Below are 17,403 nucleotides of genomic sequence, written 5' to 3'. Positions count from 1 at the left end.
TACATTAAACAGATAAGATAGTATAGTAACATATAATTATTTTTTTGTATGCCTATAAAATAATTTTGAATAGCTTTGTCCGGAAACTGCTCTGCATAAGCATTACACAATATATTATCAAATTATTTTTGTTACCTTGGTTAGACTGATAACTTAAATTATAACACATATATATGACTATAAACAAACTGATATCGTCGGCTCTGAATATCCGCGAAAGCCAAATCGAAAAAACAATAGCATTGCTTAACGATGGGGCAACCATTCCGTTTATCAGCCGTTATCGAAAAGAAGCAACAGGCGGACTCGATGAAGTACAGATAGCTGCCATAAAAGAACAATACGATAAACTGATAGAATTGACCAAAAGAAAAGAGACAATTCTGAAAACGATAGAAGAACAAGAAAAACTGACTCCAGAGCTTAAACTGCGTATAGAATCGTGCTGGAATGCAACCGAATTAGAAGATATATATCTGCCCTACAAACCCAAACGACAAACCAGAGCCGAAATAGCCCGTAAAAAGGGTTTGGAAGGATTGGCACAAGCCATAATGCTCCAACAACGGTTCGATGTAGAAAGCAAAGCGCTGGCTTTCGTTAAAGGCGATGTAGCCGATACCAAAGAAGCCATAAACGGAGCATGCGACATCATTGCCGAATGGGTGAGCGAAGACGAATCGGCAAGAAATTCAATCCGAAATCTGTTTCAACGCGAAGCCTTTATCACCTCTAAAGTAGTAAAAGGAAAAGACGAAGAAGGCGATAAATACCGCGACTATTTCGATCTCGAAGAACGGCTCAGCAGATGCTCGTCGCACCGATTACTCGCCATGAGACGAGGCGAAGCCGAAGGTTTCCTCAAGATAACCATCGCACCCGAAGAAGAAGATGCATTGGAACGCCTCAACCGCAAGTTCGTAAAAGGAACAACCGAGGCATCGGAATATGTAGAAACGGCTGTTAAAGATGCCTACAAACGCTTATTGAAGTCTTCGATAGAAACAGAATTTGCTGCTGCTGCCAAAGAAGTAGCAGACGAAGAAGCAATACGTGTATTTATCGAAAACCTGCGTCAGCTGTTGTTAGCCGCCCCACTCGGACAGAAACGGGTACTGGGTATCGATCCCGGTTATCGTACAGGCTGTAAGATCGTTTGCTTAGACGCTCAGGGCAACCTGCTGCACAACGAAGCCATCTATCCGCACCCCCCTCAAAATGAAACTCAAAAGGCAGGTAACAAGATCGTTCAGCTTGTTTCTACTTACAAAATAGATGCTATTGCCATCGGTAACGGTACGGCAAGCCGCGAAACGGAACGTTTTATCACCAACCTGCGTTACGAAAAAGAGGTACAGGTATTTGTGGTCAGCGAAAACGGTGCGTCTATCTACTCGGCATCTAAAATTGCCCGGGAAGAATTTCCCGAATACGATGTTACCGTACGTGGTGCTGTATCGATTGGCAGACGTTTGATGGATCCGTTGGCTGAATTGGTCAAGATAGACCCAAAATCGATCGGAGTAGGTCAGTATCAGCACGATGTAGATCAAACGAAACTCAAAAAATCGCTCGATCTTACTGTCGAAAGTTGCGTAAACCTCGTTGGGGTGAATGTAAATACTGCCAGCAAGCACCTGTTGACATACATATCGGGACTGGGTCCTACCCTCGCCCAGAATATTGTAGATTACAGAGCCGAACACGGTGCATTCAAAACCCGAAAACAACTGCTTAAAGTTCCCCGGATGGGCGAAAAAGCATTCGAACAATGCGCAGGTTTCCTTCGTATTGCCGAAGCCGAAAATCCGTTGGATAACTCGTCGGTACACCCCGAAAGTTATCACATTGTAGAAACTATGGCTAAGGATTTGGGCTGTAACGTAAAGGAGCTGATAGATAATAAAGACCTGAAAAAGTCGCTCGATCTGAATAAGTATGTGTCGGACAAAGTAGGATTACCTACCCTCAACGATATTATTCAGGAGTTGGACAAACCGGGACGTGATCCCCGTAAAAAGATACAGGCATTCGAATTTGACCCGACCATCAAAACCATCGAAGACCTGCGCGAAGGAATGTTGCTGCCGGGTATCGTTACCAACGTTACCAACTTCGGATGTTTTGTGGATGTCGGTATCAAAGAAAACGGATTGGTACATATATCCGAACTTGCCAACAGGTTTGTATCCGATCCTACCGAGATAGTATCGCTGCACCAATATGTACAGGTAAAAGTAATATCGGTAGATGCTGCCCGTAAACGTGTAGCTCTGTCGATGAAAGACCTCGGATAAAGGTCGCAGACCTATTTAATTTATTAGCTTGTAGGGGCGTATAATTTTATTCACCCCTACAACAATCAAATAACAGCAAAGGCTTGACGTCCTTTGGGATTTGCAATCCCAAAGCTATTAAAGGGGGATTTTAAATCCCTTACTATAGTACTCGGGATTACAAATCCCAAGTAACGAAACGCCCCTGCATGCAATAATAACAGCAAAGGCTGCTCAAATAAATTGGGCAGCCTTTGTTATTTATAGGATGAAAATATCTTACTCGATAAAATCAACAGTTTCTTCGCCGATCATCTTACGTAGAGTATTTTTCAACTTCACGTATTGGATGAACAAGTCGTGTTCAGCAATTTTGCTTGGTTCGTGCATTGGGCTCTTGAAGTAGAATGACAACCAGTCTTGGATACCGCTCATACCTGCACGTTGTGCAAGATCGGTAAACAATACAAGGTCAAGACACAAAGGAGCTGCAAGGATAGAGTCGCGGCAAAGGAAATCCACTTTCAATTGCATTGGGTAACCTAACCATCCGAACAAGTCGATATTATCCCATCCTTCTTTATTGTCTTTGCGAGGTGGGTAATAGTTGATACGTACTTTATGATATACGTTTCCGTAAAGTTCAGGATAAAGATCGGGTTGAAGAATGTTATCGATAACCGACAATTTAGATTCTTCTTTAGTTTTGAATGAACCCGGATCGTCAAGAACTTCTCCGTCGCGGTTACCAAGAATGTTTGTAGAGAACCATCCGCTAAGACCTAGCATACGAGTTTTCAACATAGGAGACAATACAGTCTTCAACATTGTTTGCCCTGTTTTGAAGTCTTTACCGCAGATAGGCACTTGTTTTGCAGCTGCAAGTTCCCACATAGCAGGAATATCTACTGTAAGGTTAGGAGCACCATTGATGTAAGCTACACCTTCTGATACTGCTGCATAAGCATACAAGTTAGAAGGAGCGATATCAGCATGGCTTTCTTTCATTGCTTTTTCTAAAGTAGCCAATGATTTGTGGATTTCGCCTAGTGGAGTAAATACTTCAGTACTACCGCACCAAATCATCACTATACGATCGCAATTGTTTGCTTTTTTAAATTCGCGGATATCTTCTCTTACCTGCTCCATCAAGTCCCATTTAGTAGGAGCTTGTTTTACCCATGTTCCGTGAAGTCTCTTCACAAAATTCTGATCAAAAACAGCTTTCATAGGTTTGATCGCAGCCAACTCGTCTTTTACTTTGTTCAAGTCTTCGTCGGTCAATACTTCTGCATGTTTTGCAGCTTTGTAAGCATCATCTTCGAAAAGATCCCATCCACCGAATACGATGTCGTTCAGTTCTGCCAAAGGCACTGCATCTTTAATTTTTGGGAAACGGTTTTCTTCTCTTTTACCCAAACGCATTGTAGCTAATTGAGTGATTGAACCTACAGGTGTACCTAAGCCCTTACGAGCGATTAATGTACCTGCAATAAATGTAGTAGCTACTGCGCCACCAACTCCAACAACCAGAACACCAAGTTTTCCATTGGCTGGTTTCAATTGTACTTTTTCCATTTTTTATTCGTTTAAAATACACCGCAACCCGCGGCAATCCTTTAAATTGGTATACCGAAATATTCGGAATACATATAATAAGATAGTTTTAGCACAATATCTCACTCCATTTTATTCTCCCAACCCGGGCTTTTCGGTCTGTTATACTAGTTTCCAGACTTCCATTGTTAGAGATAAGAATTATACTACTCCTATAATATTCAAAAAGAATGTAAGTACGTAGGCAGCCCTCCGACCAGCCCGATTACTTATTTGATTTTTCCTGTATATTATGATAACTGAAAGACTTCTTTCAATTGCATAAAATCTGTTATAATTACATCTGCAGTGGCTCCTTCTTCGTCATCGCCCCACCCTTTGCCCTTCAGCCATACTGTTTGGCATCCGTTTTTGGTGGCAGGTACAATGTCTTTCGAATGCGAGTCGCCCAGTACTACTATATTTTCGGCGGGTAAGCCTAAAGCTTCTACACCCAGCCCGAATATGGCAGGATCGGGTTTGCGTACTCCTACAACGGCAGATTCTATAATTTTGTCAAAGAATTTGAGCAGACCGAAGTCTTCGATCACTGCCTGCACATTTCCATAAAAATTAGAAACCAATACCATCGGATAGCGTTTACGCAATTCTTCCAGAATGGGTTTCTCCTTTTCTATAATGTTCTTGGCAAAGTTATAACATTGATCCGAAATTGCAAGAGAATAAGATTCGGTTTTATCAACATCGGTCAATATTTTATTTTCAACCAGATACTGAAGCTGCAATGTGGCTTTTATTTTCAACAGATCGTTGAAGTTATGCTCGGGTTTTACTACCGGATTCACTGCCAGATAACGCTCTGTATATACATAAGCTTCGCGGAACTGCTCTTTCGACACGGGTACTGCCGCCGCAACATAAGCATCCCACAATACTTCTGCCCAATGCATTCCGTTACTGTCTATGGTTCCGCCATAGTCGAATATTACACCTTTTATTTTATTCAGATCAAACATTATTGCAATTTTAAACTTTAAGGTCTCAGACCTATTTATTTCAATACTTACCGTTCTTGATATCGGCAGTAAATTCTCTGCACATTTTTTCGTGGCTCATTATCATATGAATAAGAATGATATTCAATATAGTAAGCTCGAAAACGAAATATATCCAAGGTTGTTTTATCAGCACCGAGATAAACAGGGCTATTGCTCGTGTATTGAACGACAAGATATTAGTCCACTTCATAAGAGGCAGACTCTTTGCTCTGAAGTCTTTTCTGAATTGTTCGGGAGCTGTTTCGCCATGTACCTCTTTCAGTGTTTTAAACATCTTCTGAAATGCTGGTGTCCAACTTTCCTGACCTTTAGTGTAAGCCCGGTAAAGAAACAAGTATGTTTTTTCGAACCAATTGTCTTTCACGCTTATACTATTGTACTTTTCGGTAAGTTCCACCGAATTATCTAACTCGCTACCACCCTTACCTTTAAGAAACAGCAAGTGAATATTTCGGTAATAATCTGCCATAGCAGCCTGCTTAGAATGAAAATATCCGGCAATGATTGCCAATAGCCAGATATATCCGCCGAAAACAGGTTCGAGTCTCAAACAGATACCGATGTAGATCGCTCCAAACCACAGATCGCCTGCAAATCCGTCTAAGGCACGCCCCAGCGGAGAGAAGTTCTTGGTCATACGAGCCAATTGCCCGTCGGCACTGTCGAACGAGTTTGCCCAGACCAGCAAGAAAATACCCAGAACGGTAATCCACAACTGATCGAAATAGAAACAAATACCTGCTCCTATTCCTATAAATATGCTGGCAATGGTTATCGCATTAGGTGTTACGCCTAATTTCTGAAACAGTAATGCCCAACGGTAACCGATAGGACGGTAAAAATATATATCGATAAACTCTTCCGTATCGGTCGACTTGAGTGTCGATTCTAACGATGGTTTATTATTCTCTGACATTGTTTTTTAAGCAATTAAATGAATAAATGATTGTTTGAAATCAGATAAAATTCAAGACTTTATTTCAATTTCTTCTGTACTTGTTTGTGTATACATTCTGCAATTTTAGGAGCTGCTTGTTCGCGGCAAGGAGCAAAACTGGGCCAGTCGTTAAAATCAATAATTTTAAAAGATCCATCTTTAGCAACCACACAATCTCCACCGTATATCTTGACATTCAAGACTTCTCCGGCTTTATCACAGGCTTCCTTTAGTGTTGCTGTCGAGAACGGATACATATTTGCCGCACCGTTTATTTCTTCCAAACCAAACTTACTGTGACTTATATCGAACGGATAGAAATGGAAGAAGAAATCGGTATCCGCTACCCCGTAAAACTTAACAAGGTCACCTACCAGATGTTCGTTTATTACAGCATTAGGTATTCCTCTGAAAGCAAACTCTTTCAGGATCTCTTTCGCCTCAGTTATACTGCGCGCAAATGCCACATCTTCGCGGTGTATTGCATGGAAATCTCCTCTTTTCAGCCAAAAAGCATTCGCTCCAAGTTCTTTTAATTTTTCAGTCGGATCTTCATTCGTATCAATAATGATGCTATCAGGATGGGGAATACCATTTGCGATAAGCATTTCAGTCATCTTGCCACGTGTACAATTTTCTATACCATAGGCAGAATTAACGACTAAAGAACCTTGATTTTCAAGCTGCTTCAACCATTTAATAGTACTCTTATCGCGAGCCATATTAAATATATAATCATCTTTGATATCGCTCAGCACAAACTCCGATTCGGTATAATCCTGCACGTCATATCCCATCTCCCGAAGAGACTGAGCTGTCATGTTATAGATCGTACCATCATTACCAATATGATTCGGCGAATACTTGGTTTGACGCTTTACACCTGTTAATCTTATTTTAGACATGTTGTTTAGTTATATTGACTTTACTTTTTGATTTTTCCTTCTTGCTTTTATTCTCTCAGAAAAGCTTCCGCTTTTTCTATATCTCCCGCATGATCCACATCAACAATTTTTGATAACGGATATGCCTTTATGAATAAACCGTCGGTAATCAGCTGACGCTGAAAATTTCTCATTCTCGATTGCCCAGATTCCAAGCAGGCCTCCAATGTATCTATCGCTTTAGATGATAATCCGTATATACCTCCCGATATATATTTACATGAACTGGATTTATCCAAAAAGCCTGTAATTTTCATGCCATCATCAACTGATACATAAAGAGGTTTCTCGTCATCTATAAAATCTGTTACCGCCATCATACCATCGACTTCATCATCGGCTATAAACGCCTGTATATAATGGGTAAAATCGTCTTCACGAAAAATCGTATCGACTGTAGTCAGACAAAATTTCCCTTTACGCAAAAAACTTCTAAGCTCGAAGAAACTATGCATCGAACTAGGTGTAGACTTTACTACAATATTCAAAGGAACGTTCAGTTTTATATTTTTAACATACTCCTGAACTTGAGTCATTTCTTCATTTACGATAATACTGATAGATTCAGCATCATTTTTCGCGAAAATATCTATCAGGCGTTGAATCATAGCCACACCATTCAGCTTAACCAATGGTTTGGGCAATGCAACCCCCTCTTGAGCCAGCCGTGATCCTTCCCCGGCAGCAATTATAGCATAGTTCATTCTTCTTTATTACAATAAAAATAACATTTAAGGTCTCAAACCTTAATCGTTTGGTTCTTCTTTGGTCAGATCGAGAGCCTCGTCACCACCTTTTTCATAGTACAACTTACGAAGAGGATTTGCCCGTGCAGAATCGTATTCGGCTCTGTTACGAAATGTGTCTATAGCCATATAAATAGCCTGACGGAACGAAATATCCGAAGCCTCATTTTTACCTGCGATATTATATGCAGTACCGTGAGCCGGTGATGTACGTATGATAGGCAATCCTGCTGTAAAGTTAACACCTTCTTCCATAGCCAATGTCTTGAAAGGAGCTAATCCCTGATCGTGATACATGGCTAATATACCATCAAAAGATGAAAAATGTCCCGACCCGAAAAAGCCATCGGCTGCATATGGTCCAAAGCACAACAAACCATCTTCACCCGCTTCTTTCAAAGCTGGTATAATAATATCATTTTCTTCGGTTCCCAACAATCCGTTTTCTCCAGCATGAGGGTTCAAAGACAAAACGGCAATACGAGGTTTGTCGATATTGAAATCACGTTTCAACGAGTCATTGAAAATATAAAGAGTTTCTTTGATTTTATTACTTGTAATCGCTTCCGATACTTTCGATAACGGCAAATGTCCTGTTACAAGAGCTACCCGAAGATCGTCTTTAGCTAATATCATCAACGACTTATCTCCATTTATGCCGAATTTTTTTTCCAGATATTCTGTATGTCCGGGAAAATGAAAATTATCCTGTTGTATATTGTCTTTGTTTATGGGTGCGGTTACAAGAACATCAATAAGACCTTCAGCCAGATCGGCGGTAGCTCTTTCCAATGCCCGTAACGATGAATCCCCCGCCGATTTGGTAGACTTTCCCAATTCGACTTTTACATCATCGGGAATACAGTTCACCATATTTATTTTATTGATCTCGGCATCTTGTGCACTTTGTATCAAATTAAAGGTTACAGGAGGTAAATCCAAAGCTTTGCGATGATAAGCAGCAACTTTTGTAGACCCATAAACAACAGGTATACAAAGTTCTGCGATACGGAGGTCTCCGAATGTTTTAAGAATAACTTCGTAACCTATACCATTGATATCACCGTGTGTAATTCCTACTCTTATCATTGTTTTTATAATATTGTTTCAAATAGATCTGCTCACTTACTTTAATATCTCAAGCCACTGGCTTGCCAGTAACTCGACATACTCGACAAAAGTATGAGCCCCCTCAAACTGATGTATGCTATACTCGGGCTGCCCCTCCACTATCGAAGAGTCAAAAGGAGTATATCCATCCTGTAAATATGTGTACACCTGTTTGGTATCCTTATTATAGAATGTAGAATTACCACATTCTTCGAGAGCGAAAGCTACAAAGTCGTCAGGATTAAAAGGCTCTACACCTTCCTTTTCGCACTTCTCTTTATAACTTTCTTCCCATCCCCCAAATCCGATTGAGGAATCAGCCAAACAGAAAGTAAAGTTATTATTTTTTATTAAAGTTTCCTTTTTTACTTCGTATGCTTTATCTATCCACCATTGGATAACGCCTCCCAACTCATTTGCCAATAATTGATGTTCGTCAATTATATTACGTCCCTGAGGCACACAATGATCAACTCGGCAAACCCAACCGGCAGTAGATCCATCAGGGCGTGTCCAGATATATTGTCGGAAGCGTAATCCGTGATTTATTTTAAAATCGACTGTCAATGCCTGTTTAAGCAAAGACGACATCTTTGGGAAAGTTTTCGAAAACTGTTCACTGGGATTAAAATGCCCTCCCTTAAATTCAGATAATCTGATATCTTGCCTTTTTGTCATAACATTTCTCCTTTCTTGCTTTTCTCGGTAGATAACATGCCGCATGCCGCAAAAATATCTTCTCCCCGAGAAGCTCTTATTGTACATGTTATACCTTTACTGGTTACAAAGTCCCTGAATTTGACCATCACATCATTTGTTGATGTTTCCAAATCAACATTGGGGATAGAGTGGAACCGGATAAGATTGACTCTGCAATCCAATCCTCTGATTATTTTCACTAACTCTTTGGCATGTTCTATAGAATCGTTAAATCCCTTGAACATGATATATTCAAATGAAAGACGCCTTTGCTTCGACCAATCATACTGACGTAAAAGATCTAATACCCCCAATAAAGGAAATGCTTTCTCGGCAGGCATAATAGACAGACGCTGATCGGCAAACGGACTATGTAAACTAATAGCCAGATGCGCACTGCTTTCTTCCAAAAATAGTTTCAGTTTAGGTGTAACTCCTGTTGTCGATACGGTTATACGCTTCGGACTCCATCCGAACCCGTATTCAGAAGTCATTATTTCCAGAGCATTTTTCAACTGACCATAATTGTCAAGGGGTTCGCCCATCCCCATAAAAACGACATTAGTCAAATCGTCCGATTCGTCTACAGAAAACAATTGATTGATAATATCGTGAGATTTAAGATGTCCGGCAAGCCCTTGTTTTCCTGTCATACAGAATAAGCAATTCATGCGGCACCCAACTTGAGATGACACACAAAGCGTAGCTCTGTCATCATCGGGGATCATTACCGACTCGATAAATTTTCCGTTATCTGTTTTAAACAGATATTTGACCGTTCCATCGACAGATTTTTGAAATTCAACCGGATCTGTACGTCCTATATCGTATTTTTCGGACAATAACGCACGGTTGGCCAACGAAATATTAGACATCTCGTCTATCGTTTTGACCTTCTTCTTATAAAGCCAATCGGCTAACTGCTTAGCTGCAAATTTTGGTAAACCACACTCTTGAACGACCTGTTTGAGTTCGTCTAAAGTCATTCCCAATAAGTGTACTTTGTCTGTCATCTATCTTTTACTCTCAGAGAATAAATACCTGCTCCATTCGCTGGAACAGGCATCTATCAATTATCTTTATTTTTTATAAGCGTTTCTGAATTTCTTCATGAGCCTTCTCAAATCCGGGTTTGTTAAGCAAGGCAAACATATTCTTTTTGTATGCTTCAACTCCAGGTTGATCAAATGGATTCACTTCCAGAATATAGCCGCTGATACCGCAAGCCTTCTCAAAGAAATAGATCAACTGACCTAAATAATATGCAGTAAGCTCAGGAACTTCTATCTTAAGGTTAGGAACCCCACCATCAACGTGAGCTAATTGAGTACCCAGTTCCGCCATTTTATTTACATAATCAACACGTTTACCTACCAAGAAGTTCAATCCATCCAAATCTTCGGCATCAGCAGGTACTTCTACTTTCTGATGTGCATTGGCTACAGATATTACAGTTTCGAAGATAGTACGTTCTCCCTCCTGTATCCATTGTCCCATAGAGTGAAGATCGGTAGTAAAGTCTACGGCAGCAGGATAAATACCCTTGTTGTCTTTACCTTCGCTTTCGCCATACAACTGTTTCCACCATTCAGCGAAGAAATGTAATTTAGGATTGAAATTCACCAAAATTTCGATCTTCTTTCCTTTCTTATACAATTCGTTACGAGTAACGGCGTATTGTTCTGCCAAGTTCTTTTCGAATGGTACATCGGGAGTCGTATTTTTCTCCATAAATGCAGCTCCTTCAACCAACTTCTTAATGTCGAATCCTGCGACAGCGATAGGCAGCAAACCAACCGGAGTCAGTACAGAAAAACGTCCGCCTACATTATCAGGTATCACATACATTTTGTAGCCTTCTTTTTTAGCTAAAGTATGCAATGCTCCACGAGCGGCATCAGTTACCGCAACTATGCGGTTTTTAGCAACTTCTTTTCCTACTGAATCTTCCAGTTCTTTTTTCAGAATACGGAAAGCCAAAGCAGGTTCAGTTGTTGTTCCTGATTTCGAAATATTTATGATACCGAATGATTTGCCTTTCAAAAAAGCAAGTAATTCGGCGATATAATCTTCACCTATATTTTGTCCGGCATAAACAACGACCGGATTTTTGCGGTCTTTTTGTAACCAATCGAAAGAGTTAGAAAGAGCTTCAATCACAGCTTTTGCTCCCAAATAGCTGCCGCCGATACCTACTACTACCACGACTTCGCATTGTCTCAAAGTATTGGCTGTAGCCTGAATATCTTCAAGATGAGCTGCTGTTATCGATGTTGGCAGATTCAACCAGCCCAAGAAATCGTTACCTTTACCCGAACCTTTGTGTAATACTTCGTTATACTGTTTTGCTAATGCTGCTTTACCTTCGATTTCAGCTTTGCCTACAAATGACAAAACCTTATCTAAATTTAAGCTAATAACCTTTTCCATAACTAGTCTTTATTATTATATTTAATGATAAGGTCGCAGACCTATTTTTATTTCAAAATTTCCCTCAATCTTTTTATTTCGGCACGTGCGGGAGCTTTTTCATACAGAATATTATATACCGTATCGGCGATAGGCATATCAACATTGTAGCTTTCATTCATCTCCATAATACACTTTACACCATAATAACCTTCAGCTATCATTTCCATCTCTATCTGAGCAGCCTTTACAGAATAACCCTTACCGATCATTGATCCGAATGTACGGTTGCGGCTGAAACTCGAATAGCAAGTCACCAGCAAATCGCCCATATATGCAGACTCGTTGATATTTCGATTTATCGGAGATACAGCTTTTACAAAACGTTCCATTTCGGAAACTGCGTTTGAGACTAATACCGCCTGAAAGTTATCACCGTACTTAAGTCCATGGCATACTCCGGCTGCAATTGCGTATACATTCTTTAAAACAGCTGCCAACTCGATACCGATAACATCGACGGAAGTAGATGCTTTAACAAAACGATTATTGAAAACATCAGCTACAACAGCCGCCTTACTCCGATCGGGACAGGCAATTGTTGGATAAGTCAGACGCTCCAAAGCTATTTCCTCGGCATGGCAAGGCCCTCCGACTATCGCTATATTTTCGACAGGGATACCTTGGTACTGAGCCAAATAATCTGTCACAACCAGATTTTCGGGAGGTATAATTCCTTTTATTGCAGATATAATAAATTTATCCTTTAGCGAAACTGTCAACTTATCCAAATGGCTTTTCAAAAAAGGAGACGGCACAGCTAATATGATAGTATCCGAATTTTTAACCATCTCATTTATATCCGAATAAAAAGTTATCCGATCAAGATTGAACGGTACATTTGACAGATAAGATGGATTGTGTCCGACCTTGATAAAATCTTCAATCTGGTCGGGACGACGCATATACCAATTGATATGAGTTTCACGGGTCAACACTATTTTAGCCAGTGCTGTAGCCCATGTTCCTCCTCCAAAGATTGCTATTTTTCCCGGAATTTTCATTTCTTTATATTCAGGTTCAACAATATAAGGTCACAGACCTATTTGTTATAATTAATACTGCTTTAAATATTCTTTTTTATTATATACAAAATTTCTTTAAGAGCAATATTAATTGATCCCGCTAATCCAAGCCTGTATATCTTCATCTTTTGGGTTAGTCAATCCCAATTTATGCTTTTTATTTAATTCACATAGTTCCTGACGCAATTTATTAGGATTAGCCTCTTTCAGTTCTTCCACCAATAAGTATCCAGCCTTTTGGATTGCACCAACCCATTCTTCGGGAATACCGACTTCTGTATATTTAGATAAAGCATCACGCTTTACGACTTTCTCAGGTCTCATTTGAGGAAACAACAATACCTCCTGAATAGAAGTCTGACTAGTCAGCAACATAACAAGACGATCCATACCGATCCCCATTCCTGATGTTGGAGGCATACCATATTCGAGAGCTCTTAAGAAATCCTGATCGATAAACATCGCCTCATCATCTCCCTTTTCTGACAATTTCAACTGATCTTCAAAGCGGCCTCTCTGATCAATCGGATCATTTAATTCCGAATAAGCATTAGCCAATTCTTTTCCATTAACCATGAGTTCGAAACGTTCTGTCAGATCCGGATTATTACGGTGACGTTTACATAAAGGTGACATTTCGATGGGATAATCAGTGATAAATGTTGGCTGAATATATGTTCCTTCACATTTCTCGCCAAAGATCTCATCAATCAATTTGCCTTTTCCCATTGTTTCATCCTGCTCAACACCAAGTTGTTTACAGACTTCACGAAGTTGGGCTTCATTCATTCCGGCAATATCAATTCCGGTTTTCTCTTTAATGGCATCAATCATTGTCACCCTTTTGTACGGTGCTTTAAAGTTAATCGTGTTTTCACCGACTTTCACTTCGGTTGTACCCAATACATCCAGGCATATTCTTTCGAGCATTTGCTCTGTAAATTCCATCATCCAATTGTAGTCCTTATAGGCCACATAAATTTCCATTGCCGTAAATTCAGGATTATGAGTACGATCCATTCCTTCGTTACGGAAATTTCGCGAAAATTCATATACACCATCAAAACCTCCGACAATCAAGCGTTTCAGATATAATTCATTAGCAATACGAAGATATAAGGGTATATCCAAAGCATTATGATGAGTTATAAAGGGACGCGCAGATGCTCCACCGGGAATTCCCTGTAGAACTGGTGTATCAACTTCGAGATAACCTCTCTCATTGAAAAAATTACGCATCGAATTAAATATCCTAGTTCTCTTTACAAATATATCTTTTACACCGTCATTCACGACCAAATCAACATAGCGTTGACGATAACGCTGTTCAGGATCAGTAAATCCGTCATATGTTACTCCATCTTTTACCTTCACAACAGGTAATGGACGTAACGATTTTGATAATACTGTCAAACTCTCGGCATGAATAGATATTTCACCCATTTGTGTACGGAATACATACCCGGTAATACCGATAAAGTCTCCTATATCTAGTAATTTCTTAAATACAACGTTATATAAGTCTTTGTTTTCATCGGGACACAAGTCATCTCTCGAAATATATACCTGAATACGACCTTCAGCATCTTGTAGTTCAACAAATGAGGCTTTACCCATGATACGGCGTCCCATAATACGTCCGGCTACTGATACCTGACGTTTTTCGGGAGCATCGTCACTGAAACTCTGTTTTATTTCGGTTGAATAAGCATTGGTTTCGTACAACGCCGCAGGATATGGTTCGATACCCAATTGACGCATTTCTTCTAAACTGTTTCTCCGAACGATTTCCTGTTCGCTTAAATCAAGAATACTCATTATGTTCTAATCTGATAAGTAATTACTATTATCATTCCAAGGTCTCATACCTTTTTTGACTTTTGCCAGCACAATAGCAACAGATAGTTACTGTTTTGAATACGACATTAAAAACTTCCCGTTACTATATTATATGACCTCAATAAATATTTGTCATATATTTTTGCTGACTATATATGCCGATTTTCAAAGATTCATCTATCTAAAAAATAGCAAGGTGTAAAATTACAAATTATTAAGGTTACTTTTATAAATAAGCAAAAAAAAGAACAAGGCTTTGTTTTATTCCTTATTCTTTTTTAAGGTCTCAGACCTTTTATTTCTTTATTTTGCAATCGATTCAATCACTGCCATGAATCAAAACAGACGTTGTTGAATTCAATAATTCTAAAACCCGGTTAAAAGTTTACCTCAAAATCTTTTCAGCCATACTTTTAGCTTTTTGTATTTCTTTCTGGTCTTTTGAATTACTAATTCCATATGCCGACAACGCGGGTATCACCAAATTGGTTCCTATCGGAATGCTATTTGGATTAGTTATCTTAGCTTTGTTAGACTGATATATGTAAACCCAATAATCGCCATTACCATAATGTTTCGTGGCTAGATTTCGTAAAGTCACACCTCTCCTAATAACATCGTATTGCGTCTTAGCTACATTAGTCTCTACTTTAGGCTGCTCCTCCACTTTTTTTGTTTTTGGAGGATAACGCTGAATATATTGCTGAGCCTTATTTATCACATCGATTTTTAGATTATCTGAAATTCGTCTATCCGGCATATGAGCAGGTGCAGCAGAATCATTAACTGTCGGCAGCACCTTAGTTTGACGATGGACAGAGTCTGAGATTACAGGCTGAGATTTCAAAGAATCTAACAAAATCGTTGTCTGAATCAACGTATCATCTTCCTGATCCAAAAGAGGTAAGGTATCCGATGTTGTCAGATTATGCCGATTCAATTTGCTTTCATAATCATACTTCACATTGAACATAGGAATTACATTATACCCGACAAAACCTAATATAATCAATCCTAATATAACCCAAGGCAAAGCTTTTTTTATCTTCTGCCCCAAAGTAGGCGCATAATAATCATGGTATGGAATATCCACATCATCTATCGTTTCTGTATAAGAAACACTCCGGGTTGATGCAGGCTTATTATTAGCTATATGGTTTATATTCTTTGAATCATTATTCACATTTGAAGAGTCCCCATCCATAGATAAATCAACAAAATCATCATCTGTTATAATCGCCTCCTCATCCTCGGGAAAAAGAGGTCTTTCAGGGTCTTCTTCAGAATACACGACTTTTGAGGAAGAAATATCTTTGTGATCCTTTATACGATCAGCATCAGAATACGATATGTCTGATTTTTCCAAGTCGATATTTACGGTTTTAGAAACCGATTTCGAATAAGAAACAACAGGCGGAGGCAAAACAATATCTTCTTCTGTTTCAATTTCCGAATCATGATCAATATATACCAAGTCCTCTTTTTGCTCTTTACTATCCGGAGCCGAAATAGGGTCAATATAACGTCTTTCTTTAGTCTCTGATTTGACTTCCTCCAATACAGGCTCACCGCCTGCTTTATCCTGATGAATGACATCCAAATCATCATCAATAATATCTTCTTCTTCCTGATGACTTTCCAAATCGTCATTTTCCGAAGTTAAGATATCTATCTTTAGTTTCTCTTCTTTAAACTTGTGACTATCCGATTCTACTAAATCCGACTTTTTCTCACTATCTTCTATGAGAGACGGAGAAACAACAGAGCCCTGATAGTCATTTTTAGGAATAGTTATCGTTATCGAATCTGAGGTATTAGAAGACGTTGCAGTGTAAGTATATACAAAAGATTGATTAAAAGAAGGATATTGAGGAACTGATACAGCAGAAGTATTCTCTCTGTCTTTAACTTCAACAACTGATTCCTCGACACTATCTTTTACAATTATCTGTTCATCCGATTCTTTAGAGTCTTTTGCTTCTATTTCAACAGCATCAAGCTCATCATCTGAAACTTCCTCGGTTTCAGGTATATCTATAATATATTCCTTTTCTTCGGATTCACTGTCCGAATTATCATCAGAATCAAATGAAACATCAAAGTTCACTCCATCTTCGAGTAATATGGTCTCGAATTGAGAAAAAGGCTTATTTACTAAATTTTTAAGAGTTTTATCGGGGATGAAACTTAATTTCGAATGTGCCCGTATTTCGATTTTTTCTCCGGTGTTGACATCTACACTTTCACGGCTGCTGACCATGACTAGTTTGAATGTTCCAAAATCTTTGATTTTCACCGAATCATTTTCGAATATACGATCCAATATAAGCTGGAATAGTTCCCTGAAAAAAGAGTCAGCTTCCTTCTTAGTTATTTTCGACTTCTTGGCCAGAAGGTCTACCAAGTCTTGAAGAACTAATTTATTGCTCATTATCAGATAACTTTTTTAATTTGTCTTTCACTACTTGTCCGGGGCGGAATGCCGGGGTAATCTTCGGCGGCACTAAAAAGCGTTGTTTTGAAACCGGATTCACCGAAACCCGTTCCTGCCTCCTCTTTGTTTCGAACAAGCCGAAACCTTGAATATTTATCGAATTAGAATTCGCTAAGTTAGTATTTAGTATCGAAACGGCATCTTCTAATACCGATGCTGTTTGGTTTTGAGTCCAATCCAAACGTTTCGAAAGCTCGGCTATCAATTCTTTGTTTGTCATAAATTCATAGGTTTCGTGAGACCTAAATA

General features: G+C 39.2%; 14 protein-coding genes. 1 reads left to right on the top strand and 13 read right to left on the bottom strand.

Going from position 1 to position 17,403, the window contains the following annotated elements:
• The first annotated feature begins 173 nt into the window (after nt 1–173).
• Complete coding sequence (locus tag AABJ51_RS18695) at nt 174–2,297, top strand: Tex family protein (protein ID WP_338373783.1); 2,124 nt, start codon at nt 174–176, stop codon at nt 2,295–2,297.
• 258 nt (nt 2,298–2,555) lie between these two features.
• Here the strand turns inward: AABJ51_RS18695 and AABJ51_RS18690 are convergent, their stop codons facing one another.
• From AABJ51_RS18690 to AABJ51_RS18630, 13 genes are all read right to left on the bottom strand, one after another.
• The gene (locus AABJ51_RS18690; RefSeq protein ID WP_026625366.1) at nt 2,556–3,854 is read right to left on the bottom strand and encodes an inositol-3-phosphate synthase; all 1,299 of its coding nucleotides are present in this window, start codon (nt 3,852–3,854) and stop codon (nt 2,556–2,558) included.
• 269 nt (nt 3,855–4,123) lie between these two features.
• Nucleotides 4,124–4,849 carry an HAD family hydrolase gene (locus AABJ51_RS18685; RefSeq protein ID WP_026625367.1) on the bottom strand — a complete coding sequence of 242 codons (726 nt, stop codon included), beginning with the start codon at nt 4,847–4,849 and terminating at the stop codon, nt 4,124–4,126.
• A 40-nt stretch (nt 4,850–4,889) separates the two neighbouring features.
• Entirely contained in the window at nt 4,890–5,807 is a 918-nt protein-coding gene (locus AABJ51_RS18680; protein ID WP_134435842.1) for a CDP-alcohol phosphatidyltransferase family protein, read from the bottom strand.
• A gap of 59 nt (nt 5,808–5,866) precedes the next feature.
• Nucleotides 5,867–6,733 carry an ATP-grasp domain-containing protein gene (locus AABJ51_RS18675; protein ID WP_026625369.1) on the bottom strand — a complete coding sequence of 289 codons (867 nt, stop codon included), beginning with the start codon at nt 6,731–6,733 and terminating at the stop codon, nt 5,867–5,869.
• A 47-nt stretch (nt 6,734–6,780) separates the two neighbouring features.
• On the bottom strand, nt 6,781–7,476 hold the full coding sequence (locus AABJ51_RS18670) for a nucleotidyltransferase family protein (RefSeq protein WP_026625370.1): 696 nt from the start codon (nt 7,474–7,476) through the stop codon (nt 6,781–6,783).
• 42 nt (nt 7,477–7,518) lie between these two features.
• Nucleotides 7,519–8,619 carry a 4-hydroxythreonine-4-phosphate dehydrogenase PdxA gene (gene pdxA, locus AABJ51_RS18665; protein WP_407920054.1) on the bottom strand — a complete coding sequence of 367 codons (1,101 nt, stop codon included), beginning with the start codon at nt 8,617–8,619 and terminating at the stop codon, nt 7,519–7,521.
• A 24-nt stretch (nt 8,620–8,643) separates the two neighbouring features.
• Complete coding sequence (locus AABJ51_RS18660) at nt 8,644–9,306, bottom strand: hypothetical protein (protein WP_338373781.1); 663 nt, start codon at nt 9,304–9,306, stop codon at nt 8,644–8,646.
• Complete coding sequence (gene rlmN / locus AABJ51_RS18655) at nt 9,303–10,340, bottom strand: dual-specificity RNA methyltransferase RlmN (RefSeq protein ID WP_134435839.1); 1,038 nt, start codon at nt 10,338–10,340, stop codon at nt 9,303–9,305. The genes AABJ51_RS18660 and rlmN overlap by 4 nt, the downstream gene beginning before the upstream one ends.
• Nucleotides 10,341–10,413: 73 nt before the next feature.
• On the bottom strand, nt 10,414–11,757 hold the full coding sequence (locus tag AABJ51_RS18650) for a glucose-6-phosphate isomerase (protein WP_338373780.1): 1,344 nt from the start codon (nt 11,755–11,757) through the stop codon (nt 10,414–10,416).
• A gap of 47 nt (nt 11,758–11,804) precedes the next feature.
• Nucleotides 11,805–12,800: an NAD(P)H-dependent glycerol-3-phosphate dehydrogenase gene (locus AABJ51_RS18645; protein WP_026625375.1), complete on the bottom strand. Its 996-nt coding sequence runs from the start codon at nt 12,798–12,800 to the stop codon at nt 11,805–11,807.
• Nucleotides 12,801–12,908: 108 nt separating this feature from the next.
• Nucleotides 12,909–14,639 (bottom strand): lysine--tRNA ligase, encoded by a 1,731-nt coding sequence (lysS, locus tag AABJ51_RS18640; protein WP_338373779.1) that lies wholly within the window; start codon nt 14,637–14,639, stop codon nt 12,909–12,911.
• A gap of 406 nt (nt 14,640–15,045) precedes the next feature.
• Nucleotides 15,046–17,091 carry an HU family DNA-binding protein gene (locus AABJ51_RS18635; protein ID WP_338373778.1) on the bottom strand — a complete coding sequence of 682 codons (2,046 nt, stop codon included), beginning with the start codon at nt 17,089–17,091 and terminating at the stop codon, nt 15,046–15,048.
• Nucleotides 17,081–17,374, bottom strand: coding sequence for an HU family DNA-binding protein (locus tag AABJ51_RS18630; RefSeq protein WP_026625377.1), 294 nt, complete (start codon nt 17,372–17,374; stop codon nt 17,081–17,083). The genes AABJ51_RS18635 and AABJ51_RS18630 overlap by 11 nt, the downstream gene beginning before the upstream one ends.
• Between the last annotated feature and the right edge of the window lie 29 nt (nt 17,375–17,403).

The sequence above is a fragment of the Indolivaga capnocytophagoides genome (assembly GCF_036511535.1).
In the GTDB taxonomy this organism is placed as follows: domain Bacteria; phylum Bacteroidota; class Bacteroidia; order Bacteroidales; family Dysgonomonadaceae; genus Dysgonomonas_A; species Dysgonomonas_A capnocytophagoides.
The sequence above is the reverse complement of the archived record's forward strand: the minus strand, read 5'-3'. Positions and strand labels throughout refer to the sequence as shown.